This is a genomic window from Kosakonia sacchari SP1 (assembly GCF_000300455.3).
Classification (GTDB): Bacteria; Pseudomonadota; Gammaproteobacteria; order Enterobacterales; family Enterobacteriaceae; genus Kosakonia; species Kosakonia sacchari.
Window position 1 is genome coordinate 646,306 of record NZ_CP007215.2, and the last position, 26,197, is coordinate 672,502.

Annotated in this window: 24 protein-coding genes; 15 read left to right on the top strand and 9 right to left on the bottom strand. The window is 53.6% G+C overall.

Features of this window, described 5'->3' with window-relative positions:
• Positions 1 to 55 precede the first annotated feature (55 nt).
• The gene (locus C813_RS26120; protein WP_017457450.1) at positions 56 to 565 is read left to right on the top strand and encodes a TRAP transporter small permease; all 510 of its coding nucleotides are present in this window, start codon (positions 56 to 58) and stop codon (positions 563 to 565) included.
• A 29-nt stretch (positions 566 to 594) separates the two neighbouring features.
• Positions 595 to 1,881: a TRAP transporter large permease gene (locus C813_RS26125; protein WP_017457451.1), complete on the top strand. Its 1,287-nt coding sequence runs from the start codon at positions 595 to 597 to the stop codon at positions 1,879 to 1,881.
• Positions 1,882 to 1,918: 37 nt separating this feature from the next.
• Here the strand turns inward: C813_RS26125 and C813_RS26130 are convergent, their stop codons facing one another.
• The 3 genes from C813_RS26130 to tolC form a co-directional block, all read right to left on the bottom strand.
• Complete coding sequence (locus tag C813_RS26130) at positions 1,919 to 3,079, bottom strand: glutathionylspermidine synthase family protein (RefSeq protein WP_017457452.1); 1,161 nt, start codon at positions 3,077 to 3,079, stop codon at positions 1,919 to 1,921.
• 5 nt (positions 3,080 to 3,084) lie between these two features.
• On the bottom strand, positions 3,085 to 3,753 hold the full coding sequence (locus C813_RS26135) for a DUF1190 family protein (protein WP_017457453.1): 669 nt from the start codon (positions 3,751 to 3,753) through the stop codon (positions 3,085 to 3,087).
• A 142-nt stretch (positions 3,754 to 3,895) separates the two neighbouring features.
• The gene (tolC, locus tag C813_RS26140) at positions 3,896 to 5,326 is read right to left on the bottom strand and encodes an outer membrane channel protein TolC (RefSeq protein WP_017457454.1); all 1,431 of its coding nucleotides are present in this window, start codon (positions 5,324 to 5,326) and stop codon (positions 3,896 to 3,898) included.
• Positions 5,327 to 5,532: 206 nt separating this feature from the next.
• Between tolC and nudF the strand changes: the two genes are divergently transcribed.
• Genes nudF through parE form a run of 5 tightly spaced genes read left to right on the top strand, consistent with a single transcriptional unit; the run spans position 5,533 to position 9,945 of the window.
• On the top strand, positions 5,533 to 6,165 hold the full coding sequence (gene nudF / locus C813_RS26145) for an ADP-ribose diphosphatase (protein ID WP_020455286.1): 633 nt from the start codon (positions 5,533 to 5,535) through the stop codon (positions 6,163 to 6,165).
• A complete protein-coding gene (locus tag C813_RS26150; protein ID WP_017457456.1) occupies positions 6,162 to 6,584 on the top strand; it encodes a DUF1249 family protein in 423 nt (140 codons plus the stop codon). The genes nudF and C813_RS26150 overlap by 4 nt, the downstream gene beginning before the upstream one ends.
• 24 nt (positions 6,585 to 6,608) lie before the next feature.
• Positions 6,609 to 7,436 carry a 3',5'-cyclic-AMP phosphodiesterase gene (gene cpdA, locus C813_RS26155; protein ID WP_017457457.1) on the top strand — a complete coding sequence of 276 codons (828 nt, stop codon included), beginning with the start codon at positions 6,609 to 6,611 and terminating at the stop codon, positions 7,434 to 7,436.
• Positions 7,436 to 8,011: an esterase YqiA gene (gene yqiA / locus C813_RS26160; protein WP_017457458.1), complete on the top strand. Its 576-nt coding sequence runs from the start codon at positions 7,436 to 7,438 to the stop codon at positions 8,009 to 8,011. Before cpdA ends, yqiA begins: the two co-directional genes overlap by 1 nt.
• 41 nt (positions 8,012 to 8,052) lie before the next feature.
• Positions 8,053 to 9,945, top strand: coding sequence for a DNA topoisomerase IV subunit B (gene parE / locus C813_RS26165; RefSeq protein WP_017457459.1), 1,893 nt, complete (start codon positions 8,053 to 8,055; stop codon positions 9,943 to 9,945).
• A gap of 81 nt (positions 9,946 to 10,026) precedes the next feature.
• On the opposite strand, the gene C813_RS26170 is transcribed toward parE, so the two are convergent.
• Positions 10,027 to 10,356 carry a hypothetical protein gene (locus C813_RS26170; protein ID WP_017457460.1) on the bottom strand — a complete coding sequence of 110 codons (330 nt, stop codon included), beginning with the start codon at positions 10,354 to 10,356 and terminating at the stop codon, positions 10,027 to 10,029.
• A gap of 141 nt (positions 10,357 to 10,497) precedes the next feature.
• Between C813_RS26170 and C813_RS26175 the strand changes: the two genes are divergently transcribed.
• A complete protein-coding gene (locus C813_RS26175) occupies positions 10,498 to 12,300 on the top strand; it encodes a hypothetical protein (protein WP_017457461.1) in 1,803 nt (600 codons plus the stop codon).
• A 10-nt stretch (positions 12,301 to 12,310) separates the two neighbouring features.
• On the opposite strand, the gene C813_RS26180 is transcribed toward C813_RS26175, so the two are convergent.
• Complete coding sequence (locus C813_RS26180) at positions 12,311 to 13,174, bottom strand: helix-turn-helix transcriptional regulator (RefSeq protein ID WP_017457462.1); 864 nt, start codon at positions 13,172 to 13,174, stop codon at positions 12,311 to 12,313.
• Between the two features lie 165 nt (positions 13,175 to 13,339).
• Between C813_RS26180 and C813_RS26185 the strand changes: the two genes are divergently transcribed.
• The 3 genes from C813_RS26185 to C813_RS26195 are packed head-to-tail and all read left to right on the top strand — an operon-like array spanning position 13,340 to position 17,721.
• Positions 13,340 to 15,166, top strand: coding sequence for a DUF2264 domain-containing protein (locus tag C813_RS26185; protein WP_017457463.1), 1,827 nt, complete (start codon positions 13,340 to 13,342; stop codon positions 15,164 to 15,166).
• A 58-nt stretch (positions 15,167 to 15,224) separates the two neighbouring features.
• Positions 15,225 to 16,484, top strand: a complete 1,260-nt coding sequence (locus tag C813_RS26190; RefSeq protein WP_017457464.1) for an oligosaccharide MFS transporter — start codon at positions 15,225 to 15,227, stop codon at positions 16,482 to 16,484.
• A gap of 46 nt (positions 16,485 to 16,530) precedes the next feature.
• Positions 16,531 to 17,721 carry a glycoside hydrolase family 88 protein gene (locus tag C813_RS26195; RefSeq protein WP_017457465.1) on the top strand — a complete coding sequence of 397 codons (1,191 nt, stop codon included), beginning with the start codon at positions 16,531 to 16,533 and terminating at the stop codon, positions 17,719 to 17,721.
• A 39-nt stretch (positions 17,722 to 17,760) separates the two neighbouring features.
• Here C813_RS26195 and C813_RS26200 read toward each other — a convergent pair whose 3' ends face one another.
• The 4 genes from C813_RS26200 to qseB all read right to left on the bottom strand — a co-directional run bounded on the left by C813_RS26200 (position 17,761) and on the right by qseB (position 20,802).
• Positions 17,761 to 18,075 carry a putative quinol monooxygenase gene (locus C813_RS26200; protein WP_017457466.1) on the bottom strand — a complete coding sequence of 105 codons (315 nt, stop codon included), beginning with the start codon at positions 18,073 to 18,075 and terminating at the stop codon, positions 17,761 to 17,763.
• Positions 18,076 to 18,109: 34 nt separating this feature from the next.
• The gene (locus C813_RS26205; protein WP_017457467.1) at positions 18,110 to 18,691 is read right to left on the bottom strand and encodes an NAD(P)H-dependent oxidoreductase; all 582 of its coding nucleotides are present in this window, start codon (positions 18,689 to 18,691) and stop codon (positions 18,110 to 18,112) included.
• Positions 18,692 to 18,799: 108 nt separating this feature from the next.
• Positions 18,800 to 20,146: a quorum sensing histidine kinase QseC gene (qseC, locus tag C813_RS26210; protein WP_017457468.1), complete on the bottom strand. Its 1,347-nt coding sequence runs from the start codon at positions 20,144 to 20,146 to the stop codon at positions 18,800 to 18,802.
• Positions 20,143 to 20,802 (bottom strand): quorum sensing response regulator transcription factor QseB, encoded by a 660-nt coding sequence (gene qseB, locus C813_RS26215; RefSeq protein ID WP_017457469.1) that lies wholly within the window; start codon positions 20,800 to 20,802, stop codon positions 20,143 to 20,145. The genes qseC and qseB overlap by 4 nt, the downstream gene beginning before the upstream one ends.
• 144 nt (positions 20,803 to 20,946) lie before the next feature.
• Between qseB and C813_RS26220 the strand changes: the two genes are divergently transcribed.
• The 4 genes from C813_RS26220 to ftsP all read left to right on the top strand — a co-directional run bounded on the left by C813_RS26220 (position 20,947) and on the right by ftsP (position 26,177).
• Positions 20,947 to 21,336, top strand: coding sequence for a YgiW/YdeI family stress tolerance OB fold protein (locus C813_RS26220; RefSeq protein ID WP_017457470.1), 390 nt, complete (start codon positions 20,947 to 20,949; stop codon positions 21,334 to 21,336).
• Between the two features lie 118 nt (positions 21,337 to 21,454).
• Entirely contained in the window at positions 21,455 to 23,713 is a 2,259-nt protein-coding gene (gene parC, locus C813_RS26225) for a DNA topoisomerase IV subunit A (protein WP_017457471.1), read from the top strand.
• Between the two features lie 242 nt (positions 23,714 to 23,955).
• Positions 23,956 to 24,693, top strand: coding sequence for a 1-acylglycerol-3-phosphate O-acyltransferase (gene plsC / locus C813_RS26230; protein ID WP_017457472.1), 738 nt, complete (start codon positions 23,956 to 23,958; stop codon positions 24,691 to 24,693).
• A gap of 71 nt (positions 24,694 to 24,764) precedes the next feature.
• Positions 24,765 to 26,177, top strand: coding sequence for a cell division protein FtsP (gene ftsP, locus C813_RS26235; protein WP_017457473.1), 1,413 nt, complete (start codon positions 24,765 to 24,767; stop codon positions 26,175 to 26,177).
• Positions 26,178 to 26,197: the final 20 nt, after the last annotated feature.

A 26,197-nucleotide genomic window follows, 5' to 3' on the forward strand; every position in this document is an offset into this window, starting at 1 on the left:
CGGGCAGGCGTGCTTTGTGTCCTGCCCACTTGCAACTTTCACCGGGAAAACTGCTATGGCTGAACGCTATTCGTTGTTGATGGATATTCTGTACCGGATATCGATGTGGATTGCAGGTCTGGCGCTGTTAATTATGGTGGCGATTATTCCGGTGGGCATTTTCGCCCGCTATGTCATGAACAGCGCGTTATCGTGGCCGGAGCCGATCGCCATTATTTGCATGGTGACCTTTACCTTTATTGGCGCCGCCGTGAGTTACCGCGCGGGTTCGCATATTGCGGTTAGCATGGTTACCGATCGTTTAAGCGAACCGCTGCGTAAAGTCTGTTTTGTGTTTGCGGATTTGATGCTGCTGGCGATCAGCGTTTTTATTCTCTGGTATAGCACTGCGCTATGCGCGGAATTATGGGAGCAACCGGTCGCCGAATTCCCGTTCTTTACCGCAGGGGAAAGCTATTTGCCACTGCCTGTCGGCTCTGCCATTACCATCTTGTTTATTATCGAAAAAATGCTTTTTGGCGCGCAATATCACCGCCCGGTGGTGATGCTGGGTTCGTCGAGCTAATCCCCGATCACATCCCGTAAGGAACGTTTATGGATGCATTTATTCTGGTCTTTACGCTGGCCATTATGCTGGCGGTGGGTGTACCGGTGGCTTACGCCGTGGGCATTAGCGCGGTGCTGGGTGCGTGGTATATCGATATTCCGCTGGAAGCGGTGATGATCCAGCTGACGAACGGCGTGAACAAGTTCTCGCTGCTGGCGATCCCGTTTTTTATTCTCGCAGGCGCGATCATGGCAGAAGGGGGAATTGCCCGTCGCTTGGTGAATTTCGCCTATATTTTTGTCGGCTTTATTCGCGGCGGACTGTCGTTAGTCAATATTGTCGCTTCCACGTTTTTCGGTGCGATCTCCGGATCGTCCGTGGCTGATACCGCCTCGATCGGTTCGGTGATGATCCCGGAAATGGACAAAAAAGGGTACCCGCGTGATTTTGCTGCTGCGGTCACCGCCAGCGGATCGGTGCAGGCAATCTTAACGCCGCCAAGTCACAACTCGGTGATCTACTCGCTGGCAACGGGCGGTACGGTGTCTATTGCCGCGCTGTTTATTGCCGGGATCCTGCCGGGTTTGTTGCTCAGTTTTACACTGATGGTAATGTGCGTGGCATTCGCCCATAAACGCGGTTATCCAAAAGGAGAGCGCGTGCCGTTTCGCCAGGCGTTGAAGATCTTTGTGGATACGCTGTGGGGGTTGATGACCGTGGTGATCATCATGGGCGGCATCTTGTCCGGGATCTTCACTGCAACGGAATCGGCGGCAATCGCCTGCCTGTGGGCCTTTTTCGTCACCATGTTTATTTACCGCGATTATAAATGGTCGGAACTGCCGAAGCTGATGTACCGCACGGTGAAAACGGTGACGATCGTGATGATCCTGATTGGCTTTGCCGCCGCGTTCGGGGCGGTAATGACCTACATGCAATTGCCCGCCCGCATTACGGAAGCCTTCACCCAAATCTCGGATAACAAATACGTTATTTTGATGTGCATTAACATCATGCTGCTGTTGCTTGGCACGCTGATGGATATGGCGCCGCTCATTTTGATCCTGACGCCGGTGCTGCTGCCGGTAACCAATGCACTGGGCATCGATCCGGTTCATTTCGGCATGATCATGCTGGTGAACCTGGGAATTGGATTGATCACCCCGCCTGTCGGTTCGGTGCTGTTTGTCGCCAGTGCGGTCAGCAAACAGAAGATCGAACAGGTAGTAAAAGCGATGCTGCCGTTCTACCTGATCCTGTTTTTAGTACTGATGCTGGTGACCTATATTCCGGCGATCTCGCTATTCCTGCCGAAACTGTTTGGCGTGTTGTAAACAATAAAAAACCCGGCTCAACGGGCCGGGTTTTCTCTTATTCCACAAAGACGTGCGGATAGAAGCGGGAGAGATCCTGCGTTATCAATGCGCGATCTTCGCGAATGCCGATCCCGGCGGGTTGATCGTTGATAAGCCAACTGCCAATCAGTGTATAGCTGTCGCCGAATTTGGGTAGCGGGCAGAACTGCTGCACGATCATGCCTTCTTCGCCGTACGGCCCTTCGACGGCTTCGACCGTTTTGCCGTTTTCAATGATCGACACATTGGCACCTTCGCGGGAGAAAATAGGTTTAACAACGTATTTTTCCATCTCCGGGTGCCCGTCTTCGGCAAAATAAGCCGGCAGCAAGTTCGGGTGATCCGGGAACATTTCCCACAACATCGGCAACAGTGCTTTGTTGGAAATAATGCTTTTCCAGGCGGGTTCCAGCCAGCGTACGCCTGCGTCTTCCAGCTTGGTAGAGAACACTTCGCGCAACATGTATTCCCACGGATAGAGCTTAAACAGGTTACCAATCACCTGGTCTTGCAAATCTGTGAACTGGCCTTTTTCCCCGAGACCGATATCTTCGATATAAAGAAATTCGGACGCCAGTTCCGCTTCTGCCGCACAATCCTGCAAATACTGCACCGTACCGCGATCTTCGACCGTATCGCGACAGCAGGTGAAATGCAGCAGCTGAAAACCGTGCTGCTCACGCAACTCGGCAAAGCGCTCAATCAGCTTCTCTTGCAGGCTATTAAACTGATCGCTGCCTTGCGGCAGGTTGCCGGCATTGAGCTGATCTTCCAGCCAAATCCACTGGAAGAACGCTGCTTCATACAGTGAAGTCGGCGTATCAGCATTGTTTTCCAGCAGCTTGGGTTCGCCCACGCCATCCCAGGCGAGATCGAGGCGCGAATACAAAGAGGGCTGATGCGTGGCCCATGACTGGCGCACAAAACTCCAGGTGTGCTTAGGAATGCGAAACTTCGCCATCAGCTCATCGCTGGCGACAACTTTCTCCACCACCTTCAGGCACATCTGATGCAATTCTGCGGTCACGTCTTCCAGCTTCTCGACCTGCGCAAGCGTCAGCTTGTAATAGGCGTCCTCACACCAGTAGGGCTCGCCGTACATGGTGTGAAAATTGAAGCCGTACTCGGTGGCTTTTTCGCGCCAGTCCGGGCGCTCGGTAATACTGATTCTTTCCATGGCGCTTAGCCGCCCATTGAACGGGTGGTTGTACCGCTGGCGCTACGCTGCATGGTGCTCTGCTTCGCCACAGACTCACCAAAGCCGCCGCGCGTTACCGTGGTGGTGGTCGCCGGTTTCGGTGCCATCGCCGTTTTCGGCACGTTGATGGTACGGCCCGGCTGCGCTGCGCCGTAGCCTTTACCGGAAGCATCGGTGTATTGACCATAAGCCGGGCTTGCCGGGTTACGCGAACTGAATAGCGGCTGCTGCGCAAAACCCGCGCCGCCGCCCATCATCCGGCCCATCATGTAACCGGCCATTAGCGGCATCCAGAAGCTGCCGCTGGACTGCGCCTGAGCTTGGTTTTCCGGCGCTACGCCCGCCTGCACCGGTGCTGCCTGGCACTGACCTTCACCGAACTCGGCGACGCAATCTTCACGCGTGGCATATTTCGGTGCGGTACGCTCGGCTTCTTTCAGCGCGTTGTTGTACGCGGTGGTACATTCGGCGCTTTTCCCCGGGTTTGCTGATGAGCAATCATCCGCGTTTTGATACAGGGAAACTGTCTCGTCACTTTTTTCACAACCCGCCAGCATAAAAACGGCGGTAACCGCCAGCGCGACAGGCGTCAGATGGCGTGCGCTCCAGCTTTTGCGGAACGTCGCGTGTTGGATGTTTTTTGTCCGTTTCATTGTAATATTCCTGGACCCCAAAGGTATAAGTAAACGGTCAGGATAGAGGATGCGGGGGGGAAGTTAAAGCAAGGAGGGGAGGCCTTTACGTTGCCTTACGTAAAAACGGGGGCTTGATGCCCCCGTTGTCAAAAAGTACTGCTTAACGTTTTACGCTGGTGCGTGCTGCGGCAGGTTGTGCGTTGCCGTTGAAGTTATCAACGCTGGCTGCCTGCTGTGCATTTTCCGGCGCGACGCTTTCCGGTGCGGTATCGACCGGTTTACCCAGCGTACTGTTCAGCGCCAGCAGATCCTGCTCGTTCAACGAACCCAGCGCGGATTTGATATTCAACTGGTTGATCAGATAATTGTAACGCGCGCTGGAGAGCTGCTGCTTGGCGTTATACAGCGTGGTGGTCGCATCCAGCACATCGACGATAGTACGCGTACCCACGGAGTAACCCGCTTCCATCGCATCCAGAGAACTCTGGGCAGAAACCACCGCCTGTTTGTAGGCGTTGATGCTGCTGATGGAGGCGTTCACGTTGTTAAAAGAGGAGCGCACGGTCTGCACCACGTTGCGGTGCGCACTTTCCAGTTGCTCGCTTGCGCCAACAAAATTGTACTGCGCCTGTTTCACCTGCGAACTCACCTGGCCACCCTGATACAACGGCAGGGAGAAGCTCAGACCCACTTTGTTCTGACCGGCGTCAACATCCGGGTTTTGCGCGCTTTTGGAACCGCTGTAAGAGGTGTTAGAGACACCTGTTGAGGCGGTTAAATTCAGTGTTGGCAAATGACCATCTTGCGCCTGGCGAATTTGCTCGCGCGCCAGATCCTGGCTCAGACGCGCCTGCAGCAGCGTCAGGTTACGGTTTTCCGCTTCCTTCAGCAGCGCATTAACGGCTTGCGGTTTATCAGTCTTGAAGTTGTCGACGTTCAGCGAGGCCAGTTGCGGGTAGTAATTACCGGTGACCTGACGCAGCGCTTCCACCATGTTGTCGAGGTTGTTGCGCGCGGTCACTTCGTTCGCCAGTACGGTGTCGTACTGCGAGCGGGCGTTTTGCACGTCGGTGATGGCGACCAGGCCAACGTTAAAGCGTTGGGTCGTTTGATCCAACTGGCGGTAGATCGACTGTTTCTGTGCCTCGGTGTAGGAAAGCGTATCAATGGCGCTCAGCACGTTGAAATAGGCGGTGGCCGTATTCAAAATCAACGTTTGCTGATCGGTCTGCCAGGTGACGTCCTGAATGCCTGCGGTTTTTTCCTGCAGCGTCAGGGCGCGCCATTTCGACATATCAAAAATGGTTTGCGTTAACTGCAAGGATGCGCTGGTGACATTCGAATTGACGCCTTTGCTGTCACGGTAGCCATTGGAATAGTCATAATCTGCACCCAAACCAAGCTGAGGCAGTAACGGGCTACGCGCTTCGTTAATCTTTTCAAAAGCAGCATCGCGGTCAGCGGCGGATTTACGCAGATCCGGGTTGCTTAAACGCGCCTGCTGATAAACCTGTAACAGGTTTTCTGCCTGGCTCATGGCGCTGAAGCCGGTCAGGCTCAGGCCGATAAGGAGGGGGAGCAATTTCTTCATTTGCATTCCTTGTTGTGAAGCAGTATTAGCGCTGGTCTAAATTAGAAAAAATAATCGCCGATTCTACCAGATAGTGGCACCGCTTAAGCTTGGCGTAACGTGCCATCGGCGTAAATATGCATCAATCTATCACATAGCACTTGAAACGATAGCTATACAGGCTTGAAATCTACTGTTTTGTCATTATTTCAAAAGAGATGCCGCTCATGAGTAAGCCAGTAACATCCGCAGTGACTTTCACAAAAAACGATGTAGAAATTATTGCACGGGAAACACTCTATAGCGGTTTTTTTTCGCTCGATCTATACCGCTTCCGCCACCGTTTATTCAATGGCGAAATGAGCGGTGAAGTTCGCCGTGAAATTTTTGAACGCGGTCATGCCGCAGTCTTGCTACCCTTTGACCCAGTGCGCGACGAAGTTGTGTTGATCGAACAGATCCGCATCGCGGCGTTTGATACCAGTGAAACCCCATGGTTACTCGAAATGGTGGCCGGCATGATTGAAGAGGGCGAAAGCGATGAAGATGTTGTGCGTCGCGAAGCCATCGAAGAGGCCGGTCTGCACGTTGGTCGTGTGAAAAGAATGTTGAGTTATTTGGCAAGCCCCGGCGGCACCAGTGAGCGTTCCGCCGTGTTGGTGGGCGAAGTGGATGCCACGCAGGCCTCGGGTATTCATGGTCTGGTGGATGAAAACGAAGATATTCGTGTTCATGTGGTGAGCCGGGAACAGGCTTACCAGTGGGTAGAAGAGGGGAAAATCGACAACGCAGCGTCTGTCATTGCCCTGCAATGGCTGCAACTGCATCATGAGAGCTTACGAAACGAGTGGAAAAAATGAAGCGTTATACACCTGACTTCCCAGAAATGATGCGCCTGTGCGAAACCAATTTCGCCCAGTTGCGCCGCTTGCTGCCGCGTAATGACGTAGCGGGCGAAACGGTGAGCTATCAGGTGACCAACGCGCAGTACCGGTTAACGATAGTCGAGTCCACCCGCTACACCACGCTTGTGGAAATTGAGCAGACCGCGCCATCGATTAGTTACTGGAGCTTGCCGTCAATGACGGTGCGCCTTTATCACGACGCGATGGTGGCTGAAGTGTGTTCGAGTCAGCAGATCTTTCGTTTCAAAGCGCGTTATGATTATCCGAATAAAAAGTTGCATCAACGCGACGAAAAGCATCAAATTAACCAGTTTCTGGCCGATTGGCTGCGTTACTGTTTAGCACATGGAGCAATGGCGATTCCGGTTTGTTAGCGTCGTGAAACCTAAGGACACCATTTGGAAAGCCTGTTAAACCTCTCTCTGGCGGGTGAGCCCAGAGTGAGGGTATTACAAATAACTGATTCTCACCTGTTTGCCGAAAAGCATGAAACGTTGTTAGGGGTGAATACCTGGGAAAGCTATCAGGCGGTACTGGAAGCTATCCGCTCTCAGCAGCGTGAATGCGATCTTATTGTCGCCACCGGCGACCTGGCACAGGACCATACCGCTGCGGCTTATCAGCTTTTCGCTGATGGTATCGCAAGCTTTGACGCGCCTTGCGTTTGGCTGCCGGGTAACCACGATTTCCAGCCCGCCATGTACAGCGCGCTACAGGATGCGGGGATCTCGCCGGCGAAACGCGTTTTTATTGGCGATCATTGGCAAATTCTGTTGCTGGACAGCCAGGTCTTTGGCGTACCGCACGGTGAATTGAGCGAGTTCCAGCTCGACTGGCTGGAGAAGAAACTCACCGACAGCCCGCAGCGCCACACCTTATTGCTGCTCCATCACCATCCACTCCCTTCCGGCTGCAGTTGGCTCGATCAACACAGCCTGCGTAACGCTGGTGAGCTGGATAACGTGTTACAGCGTTTTCCGCAGGTGCGGTATCTGTTGTGCGGGCATATTCACCAGGAGCTGGATCTCGACTGGAACGGCCGCCGTCTGCTGGCGACGCCATCAACCTGCGTCCAGTTTAAACCGCACTGCGCCAACTTCACGCTTGATACCATCGCGCCCGGCTGGCGCTGGCTGGATCTCTACCCGGACGGAACGTTGCACACAGAAGTTTGCCGTCTGGAAAGCACCCAGTTCAGGCCGGATACCGCTTCAGAAGGTTACTGATGTCCACGCTTCTTTATCTGCACGGGTTTAACAGTTCGCCGCGTTCCGCTAAGGCGACGCTGCTTTCGCAGTGGCTGGCGCAGCATCACCCGGAGATCAACGTGATTGTGCCGCAACTACCGCCTTACCCCGCTGCGGCGGCAGAATTGCTGGAGTCACTGGTGCTGGCGCAGGGCGGAAAACAGCTCGGTATTGTCGGTTCTTCGCTCGGGGGCTATTACGCCACCTGGCTTTCGCAATGTTTCATGTTACCTGCGGTGGTGGTGAATCCTGCGGTGCGACCATTTGAATTGCTGGCAGATTATCTCGGGCATAACGAGAACCCCTACACAGGGCAGCAATATGTGCTAGAGTCTCGCCATATTTACGAGCTCAAAGTGATGCAAGTTGACCCGCTCGAAGCGCCGGATTTAATCTGGCTGCTACAACAAACCGGGGACGAAGTGCTGGATTACCGCCAGGCGGTGGCATATTACGATGCCTGCCGTCAGACAGTGGAAGAGGGCGGAAACCATGCCTTTGTGGGCTTTGAGAATCATTTCACACAGATTATCGATTTCCTTGGGCTGCATTGAGCCATCAGGGAAACGATGCGGTCACTATCTACGAACAAACCATGACGCAATCCTATAACGCTGATGCCATAGAGGTACTCACCGGGCTTGAGCCGGTTCGCCGCCGTCCGGGGATGTACACCGATACCACGCGCCCTAACCACCTGGGCCAGGAAGTTATTGATAACAGCGTCGATGAAGCGCTGGCCGGCCACGCTAAGCGCGTGGACGTGATCCTGCACGCCGATCAGTCGCTGGAAGTTATCGATGACGGGCGCGGTATGCCGGTGGATATCCACCCGGAAGAGGGTGTTCCGGCCGTTGAGCTGATCCTCTGTCGCCTGCACGCGGGCGGTAAATTCTCCAATAAAAACTACCAGTTCTCTGGTGGTTTGCACGGCGTTGGTATCTCGGTGGTTAACGCCTTGTCCCGCCGCGTGGAAGTGACCGTCAAGCGTGACGGCCAGGTCTATAGCATCGCGTTTGAAAACGGTGAAAAAGTGCAGGACCTGCAAGTGATCGGCACCTGCGGTAAACGCAATACCGGCACCAGCGTGCATTTCTGGCCGGATGAATCCTTCTTTGATAGCCCGCGTTTTTCCGTTTCCCGTTTGACGCATCTGCTGAAAGCCAAAGCCGTGCTTTGCCCGGGCGTTGAGATCACCTTTAAAGATGAGGTGAACAACGCCGAGCAGCGCTGGTGCTACCAGGACGGCCTGAACGATTATTTGTGCGAAGCGGTAAATGGCCTGCCGACGCTGCCGGAGAAGCCGTTTATCGGCAATTTCTCTGCTGAAACGGAAGCGGTAGATTGGGCCCTGCTGTGGCTGCCGGAAGGCGGTGAGCTGCTGACGGAAAGCTATGTCAACCTGATCCCCACCATGCAAGGCGGCACGCACGTTAACGGCCTGCGTCAGGGGTTGCTGGACGCGATGCGCGAATTCTGCGAATACCGCAATATTCTGCCGCGCGGCGTGAAGCTGTCGGCGGAAGATATCTGGGATCGTTGCGCTTATGTACTGTCGGTGAAGATGCAGGATCCGCAGTTCGCCGGGCAGACCAAAGAGCGATTATCTTCTCGTCAGTGCGCCGCATTTGTTTCTGGCGTGGTGAAAGACGCATTCAGCCTGTGGCTGAACCAAAATATTCAAACGGCGGAACTGCTGGCGGAGATGGCCATCTCCAGCGCCCAGCGGCGTATGCGGGCCGCCAAAAAAGTGGTGCGCAAAAAACTGACCAGCGGCCCGGCGCTGCCTGGCAAACTGGCGGATTGTACCGCGCAGGATCTGAGCCGCACCGAACTGTTCCTCGTGGAAGGTGACTCTGCGGGCGGCTCCGCGAAACAGGCGCGCGATCGTGAATACCAGGCGATCATGCCGCTAAAAGGCAAGATCCTGAACACCTGGGAAGTCTCTTCCGATGAAGTGCTGGCCTCGCAGGAAGTGCACGATATTTCGGTGGCGATCGGTATCGATCCAGACAGTGACGATCTGAGCCAACTGCGTTACGGCAAGATCTGTATTCTCGCGGATGCGGATTCCGATGGCTTGCACATCGCCACATTGCTGTGCGCATTGTTTGTGAAGCACTTCCGCGCGCTGGTGAAAAACGGCCACGTTCATGTGGCGCTGCCGCCGCTGTACCGTATCGACCTCGGTAAAGAGGTTTATTACGCGCTCACGGAAGAGGAAAAAACCGGTGTGCTGGAGCAGTTAAAACGCAAAAAAGGCAAACCGAACGTGCAGCGCTTTAAAGGGCTGGGCGAAATGAACCCGATGCAGTTGCGCGAAACCACGCTTGATCCGAATACCCGCCGCCTTGTGCAACTGGTGATCAGCGATGAAGACGAGCAGCAGACCAACGCGATGATGGATATGTTGTTGGCGAAGAAGCGTTCAGAAGATCGCCGCAACTGGCTACAAGAAAAAGGCGACATGGCGGATATTGAAGCCTGATACAGTCCGAAAGGCTTACCCGGCTAGCGAATGCGCGGGCCGGGTAAGTAAGCAGAGTGCGCAACGCAGCCACTTTCACCATCAGTTCAGTTTGGGATAGTTGCTCTTCTCGTAGCGATAGATATTGACCAGTGCGCGGCCGCAGTTCGGACTGCCGTGGCGCAACCCGTCTGACAGGGCGCTTTTCAACTGTGGCAGTTTCATCAACTCTTGCTGAATAAGTTGCGGCAAGATGTCGTTGAACTGATTCACCGCTTCGTTAAATCCGCTCTGAACCCCGACGGCTAAACCGTCTTTAAACCCGTCCAGATACGAACCTCCTCCGCCACCTCCAGCGTTTTGCGAGCCTGACAGCCACTCGCCTTCCTGCGCCGTCATCTGCGGCAGATTGCTTTTTGCTTTATCGGGCATAAGTCCTCCTTTTCATGTACATAGATGGTTACGCTGGCGCTACAATTAGCCAGCGCTGCCAATGTATCCCGCTGAAAAAGGGCCTGGCATACCGCAGGAAATTATTTTTTCAGTATTGTTATTTATCTTTAAGTGTGTTAGTTGCGCGGTGATTGGCTGATCGATCCCGGCGCTACCTTTGCGGAGGCTTATGACGTGGTAATCGACATCCAGGAAAGAATTACGAAAATCTTCGAAACCGGCATCTATTACCACGCGGCGCTGCAAAAATATAAAAGTCAGGTTGAGGGTATTGATTACCTGGAAAAAATGGTTATGCAGAGTTCCATTCCCGCAAAGACGGATTTATGGAATGCGATCAATTTATATTTGATTGAGCATCATCCGTATAAGGCGCAACAAATCTATTTTGTCCTTGCAGGAAAAGCCGCGCATACGGATATTCCGCGTTATGTCAGGATGATGAAGTTGGATAGGAACCTCGTTCTGTCATTAGATATTTTATCCGAAGCATTCAGAAATAAATTAAGTGCCGAATCACTGCTGGAAAACTATTTTTCCGTGCACCATCTGACAAAAGGCTTTACGGTTTTTGATGAGCAAGCACTCGCAGACATATTGCAAAAGCTGCGTCCGCTGGAGTTAATTCGTAAGAATAATCTACTGTTCTGTAATCGTATCTCGTGTCAAATAGACAAACAGAGCGGTTATATTTCTGTTTATTACGATGACAAGAAAACCTCTTTCCGCCAGGCGTTGAAATGGGCTGTGGCCGTTGTCGGCAAGCAAGATGGTCTGACAACGCTGAGTGAAGGAAAAACCGCGTTAACTCTTAAAAGTTGCGCAGGTATCCTCGCGGCATTTGCTTTTGAGAGCCAACGAAAAACACTCGGCATTGGCAAACAGCAGTTTTTTAAGCAATTATGTGATAAATACCCTTATGAAACCGAAGTGGGGTTTGCCGATACGCGCTTTATTACTCGCGCGCAAGAGAAGATTGATGAGATAAAGAACGTTATTACTCAGTTCTATGAAATCAATAAAGAAGATAAAGCGCGTGAGGTATTTTCATTTTCTGAACAGCCCCAAATTGAGTCGCTGGATAATGTCGATCCGCACACCAGACTCAAAAGTGCCTTATCAATTTATGTGAATTATCATGCCTGGTTTTTGGCAGACCCTGAATTATTTCGCGCGTTGTATACTATACGAACTGCTATTGATACGGATTTGCAAGGCTGCAAAAGAAATGAAGCACAAAGAAACTCTGATTTATTATCGATTCTTAATGGTATGAATATTTTTGATGATCCTGATGTCGCAGCGATTAAACAAAAATATGCTGCCGTACTTGAAAAGCTAAATGAACTGTCGCCGGGCTTTAAAAGCTGGGGATATTTTTTCTGTGAAGATTTTGTTCCCTCGCTTCCGGGCACTATTGTCCTATTTTCGCAGCTGAAAAAATCCTGCGGCGATGATTTTTCTCAGCTTACGCATGCTGATATCTCACCTGAAAAAATTCATATCGATCTGAAAAAGGCGATAGTCATAAATATGCTTTTGCCCCAGCAAAATATGTTTACTGCTGCGGGTTATGGTGCCGGGAACCCGGCGAAAATCGTGCCACATAACAATAAAGAGGATGTCGTGGGCAATATTCAGGCCGCGCTCGATCTTTTTGATGGCCACTTACTGCGCCACTATCTTTCCCATGTCACGCTGGATAATAAACTGAAAAAACTCGAAGAGTTGTTATGGGGTATGCATTACCACTATGAGAAGGCGTGGGGGGCAGTAAAAATCACCGATGATAAATGCCTGCAGCAAATCGATGCGTGGTATGACGAACCGGTTTCTGTAAGCCGTTTTCAACAGGGGAAAAAATCGGCCAGGGAATTGATTAATAGCTTTATGTTGCCGATGAAAAATGCAGGTGGGCACTAAGCATGAGCATCTATGCCTCAGCAGAAGTAGCGCGATTTTTCCGGTATTGCAGCGGCGTTTCGCCAATGCCTTTCTTAAACGCGCTGATAAAGTAAGTGACATCGGAGAAGCCCACTTCGCTGGCAATATGATGAATAGCCAGCGCACTATGCAGTAGTAAGTCGCACGCTTTGCGCAAGCGCAAAGTGTTCAGATACTGGTGAATAGGTTCGCCGGTCTCAAAATGGAAACGGCGCGAGACATAGCTACGGGATTTTCCCAACTCCTGCGCCAGCCGCGCAAGACTGAATTTCTGCCGGTAATTCTCCTCCAGCCAGAACATTACGGGTGTGGCAATTCCGTTATGTTCATCCGGCAATTTCTGCTTATCTTCTGGCAACATACTTAACAGACTAAGCAACAAACAGGCGACTTGTTCGCCATTCAAACTGTGGTTCTCGGCAAGCCTCGCATAGCTGCTAAACAGGTGGTCGATATGCGAGTGAATAGCCGCGACATCCATCACCACCGCCGCGCCACCGCGTAAAGCGAGATGCTGCAAACGCTGGTGATTGTGCGGGAACGCGCGCAGGTTTTGCAGCACGGCATGATGATCAACGTGAATAATGGTGCGTCGATAAATGGCCTGCGCTTGCTCATCCACCATCACTTTATGGATGGTGAAAGGCGGAAAGAAAAAGAGTCGCCCGGGCCGCATGGTGTACTGGCGGTTATCAACCATCACCACGCCAAACCCCTCTTCAACGTACAGCACCTCCAGACACTGGTGCCAGTGGTGATAACGCACGGTATTGGCGAACAGGCGGCTAAACGACACCACCGCATCGTTTAAGGTGATCAATTCAAGACGTTCGTTCTGTAATGGTGTCGTCATAGTGCAACCCATCTCAATTTTTACCCCGCAAGGCACATTTATAAACCACGGTTTTAAATTTTCTCAACAGTGGGTTCAGGCAAAGCGTGCCGATGTGACAGAGCTAACATTTCCAGCGGTTGTTCATTAACTATCCTTCAGCCACACCATGAGGGAGAGAACGCTATGCAGGCGGCGGAAGTGAAAACATCAAATCCATTGTCATCCCGTGACGATGTGGTCGGCGCGTTAAAGCAGATGCTGGCGGCGCTGGATAAACAGTTTCCTGAAGGGGCGTCGCATTTCTCGTTGGGAGCCACCAGCGCGCATTACAGCGATGCGATTGCCGAAATGGAAGGGCTGTCCCGTGCGTTGTGGGGGCTGTTTCCGTTAATGGCAGGCGGCGACGCAGAACCCTTCAGCCACAAGTATCTGGCGGCGATCAAACGCGGCGTCGATCCACAAAGCGCGGGCTACTGGGGGGCAACGGAACCCTACGATCAGCGGCTGGTGGAGATGGCGGCTTACGGTCTGGGGCTGGCGCTGTTGGGCGATAAATTTACCGCCTTGCTGGACGAAGCTGATGTCCACAATCTGCACCAGTGGCTGAACCAGATCACCGACGCGCAGATGCCTGACAGCAACTGGAATTTTTTCGCCATCATGGTGCAGCTCGGTTTTAAACGTGCCGGATTACCCTGGGATGCCGCAGCCATTGAACGGCGCTTTAGCATGATGGATGCCTATTACCTTGGCGACGGCTGGTATTCCGATGGCCCGGGCCGGCCAAAAGATTACTACATCTCAATGGCATTTCATTTTTACGGGCTGATTTACGCCACGCTGATTGGGGAAGACGATGCAGCGCGCGCGGCAATTCTCCGTGAGCGGGCAACGCTTTTTGCCGAAGATTTTATCTATATGTCAGCGGCACAGGGCGAATCTGTTCCGTTTGGCCGCAGCCTGACTTACCGCTTTGCGATGGTGGCATTCTGGAGTGCAGTTGCCTTTTCCGGGCTGGAAGTGTTTTCTCCGGGCGTGGTGAAAGGAGTTGTTCTGCGCCATTTACGCTGGTGGTTACAGCAGCCGATTTTCGATCGCGACGGCATTTTAACGCTTGGTTTCGCCTACCCGAACCTTGCGATGTGTGAAGACTACAATTCGCCGGGCTCGCCATACTGGGCGCTGAAAGTTTTCCTGATTCTGGCGTTGCCGTCATCAGACGATTTCTGGCAAGCATCAGAACTGCCGCTGCCTGCGCTAAACACGCAGCGTACGATTGCGCCTGCCGGGCAGATCATTGTCCACAGCGATCGCTCGCGGCATGTCTGGATGCTCACCGCCGGACAACTGGAGCTGAACAACTACGTCAATACCGAGGCGAAGTATACCAAGTTTGCCTACTCCAGCCGTTTTGGTTTCACCATTGAACGCGGGCGGTACGGAATTAAACACGCCGCCTGCGATTCAATGTTGCTGCTCAGCGAAGGAGATAACTATTTTCGTGGTCGCCGTGAGTGCGACGAGGTGGTTGTGACAGAACAGGCGATTTTCTCACGCTGGTCGCCATGGGCAGACGTGCATATCGCAAGCTGGCTTATACCGTGCGGCGACTGGCACTTGCGTGTGCATCGCGTTGATACCACTCGCCATTTACAAAGCGTGGAGGGTGGATTCGCAGTGCTGAAAGCGCCGCACCGCAACGAGCAGGGCGGTAGCCTGGTGAGCGCGGAAAATGGCGTTAGCGGCATCTTTGAATTACCGGGCTCCGCCCCACGTGAAGCTGATAGCGTGGTCACGCCGCCCAACAGCAGCATTATGTTTTCCCCTTGCGCGTCAATCCCGGTGCTGCGTGGAAATATTGCACCGGGCAGGCAGTGGCTGGCCTGTGCGGTTCAGGCGGCTATTACGGAGCAGGCTTTTGATTTCGTCTTACCGCAGTTGCACATCGAAGAACAGGCGCTGGTAATTAATACACCGGAGCAGAAAAACAATATTGTTATTGCCTTTTAATTCCCGGCTACGGCCGGGCTATAAACTCTGAACCCTACATGCTTTCGTCGAGGATAGTATGGAAAAGATCGCGATAAATAATAAAGCCGAATATTACAAAATCAGTAGCTTCATCTTTCTCTATTTTTTTACCTGGTCTGCCAGTATAGGTCTGCTGGCTATCTGGTTAGGACAAAAAGCCAATCTTAGCGGCACGGTTATTGGTACGGTGTTTGCTATTAATGGGATCTTTTCCGTTATTTTAAAACCCATTTATGGTTATATTCTGGATAAAATCGGCATGAGCAAATATTTGCTCTATTTTGTGGTGCTGATGTCGGCATTAATGGCACCCTTTTTTATCTATGTTTACCAGCCGTTATTAATTTCAAATACTCTACTGGGCATTATTGTCGGGGCTATCTATTTAAGTTTTGCCTGGTATGCGGGTGTCGCCGCCTGCGAATCTTATACCGACCGCTACAGCCGTTTAAACGGCATGGAGTTTGGCCAAATCAGGATGTGGGGCTCGCTCGGTTGGGCGGTAGCGTCCTCGTTCTCCGGCCTGCTGTTTAACCTCTCTCCGGCGTATAACTTCATCATGGGATCGGTCGCGTCGCTTATTATGCTGGCGGTGCTGCTGAGCCTGAAAGTGAACGTTAATGCCGCCAACGCCAGCGAGGTGCTGACCAAGGAGAAAATCGCCCCGGCAGATGTCTACGCCCTGTTGCGTAACCGTAAGTTCTGGGCATTTTGTCTGTACGTTGCCGGTGTGGCGTGGATGATGTTTATCGCCGAGCAGCAGTTCTCCCGCTATTTCGTCACCTTCTTTGATGACGTTCATCAGGGCAACGCCGTGTTTGGTTACCTGGGCACGGTGCAGTCCGGCATGGAATTCGTCATGTATATGGTGATCCCGCTGTTTGTGAATTTCATCGGCGCGAAACGCGGATTATTGATTGTCGGGCTGGTGGTGGGCGCGCGGTTGATTATTTCCGGGCTGTGCGAATCGCATCTGCTTATTTCAGTATTAAAACCGTTATACGGTCTTGAGATTTGTCTGCTGCTGGTATCGGTATTTAAATATATTGCTGAACATTTCGATAAACGCGTTAATGCCACCATGTATTTATTAGGCTACCAGGCCATGTTATATGTCGGTAACGTTGTGGTCTCTTCCCCGGCCGGTATTTTGTATGACCGTATCGGTTTTGAAAATACCTATATTATTATGGGCTGCGTGGCATTGACCTTCACATTAATTTCCCTGTTTACGTTATCGGCCTGCCAAAGTAAATGGCGTCAGCAGAGCACACTGGATATCGCGGGAAATAACTAGCGCATTAACGGCTATTTTAAATTATGCACCAAAAAGGAACCGAAATATGTTAAGTAAAATCGTTGAGGAAACGTTACGTGATTATCCCGGCGCACCTGTGGATGCGCAGGTATTTAAAGATGAACTTGATTCTTCACGTAGCCATACCCTTGAACTGATTCGCCGTCATTTAACGGAATTCGGAGAACACTTTCCCGCCGAAACCTGTGTGCAGGGTTATTACCCGTTAACCGACAATGTTGAGTGGACTACCAGTTTCTGGACCGGGCAGCTTTGGCTGGCGTGGGAAATGAGTGGTGATGAGCAGTTCCGCGCACTGGCAGAGCGCCATGTGCGCTCGTTCGGCCTGCGCATTGCCGGGCGCAGCGACACTAACACTCACGATCTCGGCTTCTTATATACGCTTTCGTGCGTGGCAAGCTGGCGGCTGACTGGCAATCGTGATGCGCGCGCTTTCGCCCTGCTGGCGGCAGAAGCGCTGCTGGAGCGCTTCCACCACAAGGCGCAGATTATCCAGGCGTGGGGCGATCTGCGCGATCCTGAACAAGCCGGGCGGATGATCATCGACTGCAATATGAACCTGCCGCTGCTCTACTGGGCGACAGAACAGACCGGGGATCGGCGCTTTGCTGATGCGGCGCAAGCCCATGTGCGGCAGGCGGCGAAATACCTGATTCGCGAAGATGCCTCCACGTTTCACACCTACTATATGGATATCAACACCGGTGCGCCGCGTTACGGCAATACGCAGCAGGGCTACGCGGATGATTCCTGCTGGTCGCGCGGGCAGGCGTGGGGGATTTACGGTTTTCTGCTGAGCTTTATCTACACTGGCGATCAAGAGATGGTGGCGCTGTCGAAACGGCTGGCGAACTACTTTCTCAACCGCTTGCCGGAAGATGCGGTGTGCCACTGGGATCTGGCACTGGTCGGCACCGATGCGCTGCGCGATTCGTCATCGGCGGCGATTGCCGTCTGCGGGTTACTGGAGCTGGTGAAACATCTGCCCGTTACCGATCCGGACAGAGAACGCTACCAGCAGTGGGCAATGCGCATAATGTCATCGCTTAATAAGCACTATCTGGCGGGAAAAAACGAAGCGACCACCGGGTTGCTGAAACATTCCGTGTATCACCTGGCGAGCAATAAAGGCGTGGATGAGTGCTGTAGCTGGGGGGATTACTTCTATGTGGAAGCGCTGATGCGCTTTTCGCAGAGCTGGAAACTCTACTGGTAAAAGCAGTGTCCCTCTCTGTAAACGGAGAGGGACAAACGCTTAGAGACCCGCTTCCAGGATGCGGATATGCGTCTCAAGCACGTCGCCTTTTACTGCTTCACTCCAGGCTTTCATATGCGGTGTTTGCAGGTGCGCTTCAAGATGTGCGACGCTTTCCCACTGTTCCACCATCATGATGGAGTCCGGCGCAGTCGCCTGAAAACTTACGTTAGCCGCATGATCGACCAGCGGTGCGTAGCCGTGGCAACCCGCTTCCTGCAACACGACCGGTACAATCTTCGCGAATTCATCGAGTACCGCCTGGCGGTGATGCTGTCCTGGACGGGTACGGATTTCTGCAATTACTGTCAACATGATTAACCTACTCCCTATAAGTCCAGCTTCACAGTTAAGCAAAAATCTCACTCAGATGCTTGCGATATTCTGCGATATAGCGCGGCACATCCGGCATTTTAATCACGTCATTCACGATAAAGGTCGGCAGCGCGTCCATACCCAGGAACTGGTTCGCTTTGTGGAACGGCAGGTAAACCCCGTCAACGCCCACGCCGTGGAAGAACTGCTCTTCATCCGTAAACGCGTCCATTGGTGCGTTCCAGGTCAGCGACAGCATATAGGTTTTGCCCTGAATCAGGCCGCCAGAACCGTATTTTTTCGAAGCGTCAGAACGCGTGCGACCGTCGCTGGCGTACAGTGAACCGTGGCCTTCAGTAAACACATCGTCCATATATTTTTTTACTGTCCACGGTGCACCCATCCACCAGCCTGGCATCTGCCAGATAATGGTGTCGGCCCATAGAAAGTTTTCCACTTCCGCTTTGATGTCGTAATCGCCGTCGGTACGTACGGTTTTAACATCATGCCCGGCGTCGCGCAGAAAACTTTCCGCGACCTCGGTCAGGGTGTCATTCAGTTGGCCATTGGAGTGCGCGAATTTCTTCGCACCGTTGATAATTAAGATATTGCTCACAGGGAAATCCTCGGTTAAATGCGTTTGACGGCGATTTTAACCGCATCAACGGTGCGGAAAAATTGGCAAAACGTGCAAAGACTTTTGCTTAAGCTGCAATAAACGCCGCTACCAGCTTATCCGCGCAATAAACCCGCCTTGCGGATGATTGCCAAACGCGACGCGCATGTGATGCAGGCGGGCAATGCGTTGCACAATCGATAGTCCCAGACCACTGCCAGTTTGCGTTTGCCCCGGCGGGCGGTAAAAACGTTCGCCAATGCGCGCCAGCGCCACATCATCAATCCCGGGGCCATTATCGCGAATGCTGAATTCAGTAGCGTCCAGCGTCACATCGACCACACTGCCCGGCGGGCTGTAGCGAATGGCATTATCCAGCAGGTTACGCACCAGCAAACTCAGCAAAAGCGGTTGCGCCTGGCGGCTGACCGCTGGAGCATTGAGATGCAGGCGTATATCGATACTGGCTTGCTGCGCGGTAGGGTAAATCTCCATCACTGCGGATTGCAGCAGGGAAGCCAGCGAAACCTCTTCCACATCATCAAGGTTGCTCAGAGAGTCGAGCCTGGAAAGGGTGAGTAATTGATCCACCAGACGCGTGGCGCGATCGATTCCGACATGCAACTGGGCGAGAGCCTTTTGCTGTGCGGCGGGATCGTCATCGGAAAGCTGCGCAACCTCGGTTTGCACTTTCAGCGCCGCCAGCGGGCTGCGTAACTCATGGGCGGCATCGGAAGTGAATCGCCGTTCACGCTGCATCATGCTCTGCGTACGATCAAAGAGCTGGTTCAGCGCATCCACTAACGGGCGCACTTCATTGGGAACACCTTCGCAACTGAGCGGATCGGCACGATCCGGCGCCCGTGAGCGTAGTGCCTGCGCCAGTTTTTTCAGCGGTCGCAATTCAAGGCTCAGCAACACGATCAATAGCACCAGCATCAGCGGCAGGGCGATAAGCCACGGCGTGAGCTGCGAGGTGATAATCTCCAGCGCCATCTCGTGGCGATAATCCCACTCCTGGCCGACTACCACACGGAATTTCCCGTTCGGCGCAGTAAGCCACAGAAAACGCCATTGGTCGTCATCATCACGTAGCTGCCCATTAGCAAACCCTTCCCGCCGGTAGTTGTAAGGGATCGCTTTGCCGTTTTCGCCGTCGTTCAGCAGCATGTTGCCGTCGGTCGAATAGATAGCGAAAGCCAGCGCATCATCATCCAGATGACCGTGTTTGATCTTCTTTTTACCGAGCGACGGCGCGGCGTTTTTCAGCGGCTCAAACTCCATCACGCTGAGCCGTTTGGCGAACAGCATTTGCTGGGTATCAAACAGTTTGTCGAGTTTATCGCGGGTTTGCTGCCAGGCAGCGAGACTGGCGCTGAGCCAGGCGACCATCGACAGCAGCAAAAAGAGCATCGTCAGGCGCAGGCGTAAACTCAGCGGACGGGTCAGTTTCATGTGTCTCCCAGGGTATAACCGATGCCATGAACGGTGCGGATAGACGCTGTACCGAGCTTGCGGCGTAAATGGTGGACATGCACTTCCACCGCGTTGCTGGTGACGTCGTCATCCCAGGTATAAAGTTTCTCTTCGATTAATTTACGCGGCAAAACGCGCCCGGCATTGCGCAGTAGCAGCTCCAGCAGGGCGAACTCTTTCGGTTTTAGCACCAGCGTTTCGCCGTCAAGCGTGGCGACCCGATTGCCGGGATCGAGCGTAATATTGCCGTGGCGCAGCAGGCTTTGCGTCTGCCCGTGGCGGCGGCGAATAAGCACTTCGAGCCTGGCCGCCACTTCAACCAGCGCAAAGGGTTTGCACAGATAATCATCTGCGCCGAGGCGCAACCCCTCAACGCGCTGGTCGATGGCATCGCGCGCGGTGAGGATCAACACTGGTTCCGTACGTTTTTTTTCGCGCCAGTCGCGCAGAATATCCAGCCCGTCGATGCCGGGCAGCGTTAAGTCGAGGATCACCGCATCATACGGCGCGCTAAACAGGGCTGCCTTGCCTTGTTTGCCATCGGTAAACCAGTCGACGCTGAAGCCTTTTTTCCCCAGCCCGGCTTTTAAACCGTCACCGATGAGCGTGTCATCTTCCACCAGTAAAATGCGCATTTTGCCTCCTTTTACTCCATGTTATTGGCAGTAAAACCGTTGCTGGTCGACAATGTACAGCGGAAATAAATCTTTTTTCCCGTTAAGAAGTCGTTAAGGAGTGACGGGTTAAATGGACGTTAACCATCGTAAGGGAGATAAAACATGAAAAAGATTGCTGCACTTGTCGCTGTTCTCACACTCTGTTCCGCCCCCGTTTTCGCGGCGAATCCTGGCGGCTTTACCGGACCGGGCGTAACCTCGCAAAGCGGCGGTTTTACCGGGCCGAACGGCAGCAAAGCAACCGTTGAAAGCGCGAAATCACTGCGCGACGACGCCTGGGTGACGCTGCGCGGTAATATTGTCGAGCGCATCTCTGATGATACCTATCTGTTCAAAGATTCGACCAGCACCATCAATGTCGATATTAACCACAAGCGCTGGAACGGCGTGACCGTTGGGCCACAAGATACGGTAGAGATCCAGGGCGAAGTCGATAAAGACTGGAATTCAGTCGAAATCGATGTCAAAGAGATCCGCAAAGTCACTCAGTAAGCGCTAAACGCGCGCGAAAAAATCGCTCATCGCTATGACTCCTCGCCGCAGATAAGGTAGTATCTGCGGCAATATTGCCGCCGCACAGGCGGGCGCATACGTTGAGGAATCACGATTAATGAGCGATATGGCAGAGCGCCTTGCGCTGCATGAATTTACGGAAAACGCATACCTGAACTACTCCATGTACGTCATCATGGACAGGGCGTTGCCGTTTATCGGTGATGGCCTGAAACCCGTTCAGCGTCGCATCGTTTACGCAATGTCAGAACTGGGGCTGAACGCCAGCGCGAAGTTCAAAAAATCCGCCCGTACCGTGGGCGACGTGCTGGGTAAATACCATCCGCACGGCGACAGCGCCTGCTATGAAGCGATGGTGTTGATGGCGCAGCCGTTCTCTTACCGTTACCCGCTGGTCGACGGCCAGGGTAACTGGGGGGCGCCGGACGATCCGAAATCGTTCGCTGCGATGCGTTACACCGAATCCCGTCTGTCCAAATACGCCGAACTGCTGCTGAGCGAGCTGGGCCAAGGCACCGTTGACTGGGTGCCGAACTTCGACGGCACGATGCAGGAGCCGAAAATGCTGCCTGCGCGCCTGCCGAACATCCTGCTCAACGGTACGACCGGTATTGCAGTCGGTATGGCAACAGATATTCCGCCGCATAACCTGCGCGAAGTGGCCAACGCGGCGATTACCCTGATTGAACAACCGAAAACCACGCTTGATGAGCTGCTGGATATCGTGCAGGGGCCAGACTATCCAACCGAAGCGGAAATCATCACCTCCCGCGCTGAAATCCGCAAAATCTACCAGAACGGTCGCGGTTCGGTGCGTATGCGTGCGGTGTGGAAAAAAGAGGATGGCGCAGTAGTTATTACCGCGCTGCCGCACCAGGTATCTGGCGCGCGCGTGCTGGAGCAAATCGCCAGCCAGATGCGCAATAAAAAGCTGCCGATGGTCGATGATTTGCGTGACGAGTCGGATCATGAAAACCCGACGCGTCTGGTGATCGTGCCGCGCTCCAATCGCGTGGATATGGAGCAGGTGATGAACCACCTGTTCGCCACTACCGATCTGGAAAAAAGCTACCGCATCAACCTGAACATGATCGGCCTGGATGGCCGCCCGGCGGTGAAAAACCTGCTGGAGATCCTCACCGAGTGGCTGGCGTTTCGCCGCGATACCGTGCGTCGTCGCCTGAATCACCGGCTGGAGAAAGTGCTCAAACGCCTGCATATCCTTGAAGGTTTGCTGGTGGCGTTTCTTAATATCGACGAAGTGATCGAAATCATCCGGACGGAAGATGAACCGAAACCGGCGCTGATGTCGCGCTTCGGGATCAGCGAAACGCAGGCAGAAGCGATCCTTGAGTTAAAATTGCGCCATCTCGCCAAACTGGAAGAGATGAAGATCCGCGGCGAGCAGGACGATCTTGCAAAAGAGCGCGATCAGCTGCAGGCAATCCTGGCCTCTGAGCGCAAGATGAATAACTTGCTGAAAAAAGAGCTGCAAGCCGATGCCGACGCATTTGGCGATGATCGCCGTTCACCGCTGCACGAGCGTGAAGAAGCGAAAGCGATGAACGAGCACGATATGCAGCCGTCTGAACCGGTGACCATTGTGCTGTCGCAAATGGGCTGGGTGCGTAGCGCCAAAGGCCACGATATTGACGCGCAGGGGCTGAGCTACAAAGCGGGCGATAGTTGGAAGTCTTCCGTGAAAGGCAAAAGCAACCAACCGGTGGTGTTTATTGATAGCACCGGGCGCAGCTACGCTATAGATCCGATTACGCTGCCTTCCGCACGCGGTCAGGGCGAGCCGTTAACCGGTAAGCTGACACTGCCGCCGGGGGCGACCGTTGAGCATATGATGATGAGCAACGAGGATCAAAAACTGCTGATGGCGTCCGATGCGGGTTATGGCTTCGTTTGTACCTTCAATGATTTAGTGGCGCGTAACCGTGCCGGTAAAACCCTGATCAGCCTGCCGGAAAACGCCAAAGTAATGCCGCCGCTGGAGATCGAGAACGACAGCGACATGCTGCTGGCGATCACCGCCGCAGGCCGTATGTTGATGTTCCCGGTCAGCGAGCTGCCGCAATTGTCGAAAGGTAAAGGCAACAAGATTATCGGTATCCCTTCCGCTGATGCGGCGACTGGCGCAGATAGCCTTGCGCATCTCTATTTGCTGCCGCCACAAAGCACGCTGACCATCCACGTGGGTAAACGCAAAATCAAACTGCGCCCGGAAGAGCTGCAAAAAGTGCAGGGTGAGCGCGGGCGTCGCGGTACGCTGATGCGCGGCCTGCAAAAAATTGATCGCGTCGAGATTGACGCGCCTTCCCGCCAGGGCGCGGGCGACAGCGAAGAGTAATCTTCGCCGCCAGGCTCCCCACCTTCCCGGTGGGGAGATCTTTCTGAGAAAATTTCCCGTAAAAGCGTTGTTAATTCGTGCATTGCGATTAACAATACGTTTTTTTAAAGGCCGCACACCCTACTGCGGCCTTTAAAAAAATAGCCCAGGCCCGTTGCGGGTCGACGGCGACACAGCCGGTTTCAGCGTGATGGTGCTGGCGTGTATATAATGCTCAAAGGTATGGGCTTCAGAGGTTTGTTATGCTATTCATTTTTCGCGTCATTATTGTCGTCATCTACTCCATTCTGGTGTGCGTATTCGGCTCTCTCTATTGTTTACTCAGTCCGCGTAATCCTAAACATGTTGCCACCTTCGGTCATATGTTCGGTCGCCTTGCGCCGGTCTTTGGTTTGAAAGTCGAAACCCGTCTGCCGCCAGGCGCGGAAAAGTTCGGTAACGCTATCTATATTGCGAACCACCAGAGCAACTACGATATGGTGACCGCCTCCAGCATTGTGCTGCCGCCAACGGTTACCGTCGGTAAGAAAAGCCTGCTGTGGGTGCCATTCTTCGGTCAGCTTTACTGGCTGACCGGCAATCTGCTCATCGATCGCGATAACCGCGCAAAAGCTCACGGCACCATTGCCGAAGTGGTGAAACAGATCCAGAAACGCAATATTTCCATCTGGATGTTCCCGGAGGGCACCCGCAGCCGCGGTCGCGGTTTGCTGCCGTTTAAAACCGGCGCGTTTCATGCGGCGATTGCCGCCGGTGTTCCGATCATTCCTGTTTGTGTTTCCAACAACGCGAACAAAGTTAATCTCAACCGTCTGCGCAACGGGCTGGTAATTGTCGAGATGTTGCCGCCGGTCGATGTTTCGCAATTTGGTAAAGATCAGGTACGCCAGCTGGCGACGCACTGTCGCGAACTGATGGCGGCCAAAATTGCAGAGCTCGATAAAGAAGTTGCAGAACGCGAAGCAACCGGCCGGGTTTAATCTGTTTTATTTCGCAACACCGCAGGAGAGAAAACCTCCGGCGCATTGAGTCAGTTTTACACGGAGCAAATATGTCACTCAGTCGGCGTCAGTTTCTTCAGGCATCCGGGGTTGCGCTTTGTGCAGGCGCGGTGCCGCTGAGGGCAAATGCTGCCGGGCCGCAACCGCCGCTGCCCATTCCTCCGCTGCTGGAATCCCGGCGCGGCCAGCCGCTGTTTATGACCTTACAACGCGCGCACTGGTCGTTTGCCACCGGCACAAGGGCGCAGGTTTCCGGCATCAACGGGCGCTATCTCGGACCGACAATCCGCGTCTGGAATGGCGATGACGTTAAGCTGATTTACAGCAACCGGCTGGCGGAAAACGTGGCGATGACCGTGAGCGGATTGCAGGTGCCAGGCCCGCTTATCGGCGGCGCGGCGCGCATGATGACCGCCAATAACGACTGGGCGCCGGTACTGCCGATCCGCCAGAGCGCGGGGACGTTGTGGTATCACGCCAATACGCCGAACCGCACCGCGCAGCAGGTGTATAACGGCCTCGCCGGGATGTGGCTGGTTGAAGATGAGATTAGCAAAACGCTGCCGATCCCTAAGCACTACGGCGTAGATGATTTCCCGGTCATTATTCAGGATAAACGGCTGGATAATTTCGGCACGCCGGAATACAGCGAGCCGGGCAGCGGGGGATTTGTCGGTGATACGCTGATGGTCAACGGTGCGCAAAGTCCGTATGTCGAAGTCTCTCGCGGCTGGGTGCGTCTGCGTCTGTTAAACGCTTCAAACTCCCGCCGTTATCAATTGCAAATGAGCGATGGTCGCGCACTGCATGTCATTGCCGGCGATCAGGGTTTTTTGCCTGCGCCAGTCTCGGTTAAGCAGCTTTCTCTGGCACCGGGCGAGCGGCGCGAAGTGCTGGTGGATATGACCAACGGCGATGAAGTGTCGATCACCTGCGGTGAAGCGGCGAGCATAATGGATCGCCTGCGCGGCTTCTTTGAACCGTCGAGCATTTTGATCTCCACGCTGGTGTTGACGCTGCGACCGACCGGCCTGCTGCCGCTGGTCACCGACACGTTGCCGATGCGCCTGTTACCGTCCGATATTCAGGCCGGTACGCCAACCCGCAACCGCGATATTACCCTGGGTAGCGATCCGGGCATTAACGGCCAGCTGTGGGATACGCAGCGTATCGATATTACCGCCCAGCAGGGCACCTGGGAGCGCTGGACGGTGCGTGCGGAGATGCCGCAATCGTTCCATATGGAAGGCGTGATGTTCCAGGTGCGCAATGTGAATGGCGCGATGCCTTTCCCGGAAGACCGGGGCTGGAAAGACACGGTCTGGATTGACGGTCAAGTGGAGCTGCTGGTTTGGTTTGGTCAGCCTTCGTGGCCGCATTTCCCGTTCCTGTATCAAAGCCAGACGCTGGAAATGGCCGATCGTGGTTCTGTGGGGCAACTGCTGGTGAACCCCGCGCCATAACTGACCTGGCCTGGTGGCTA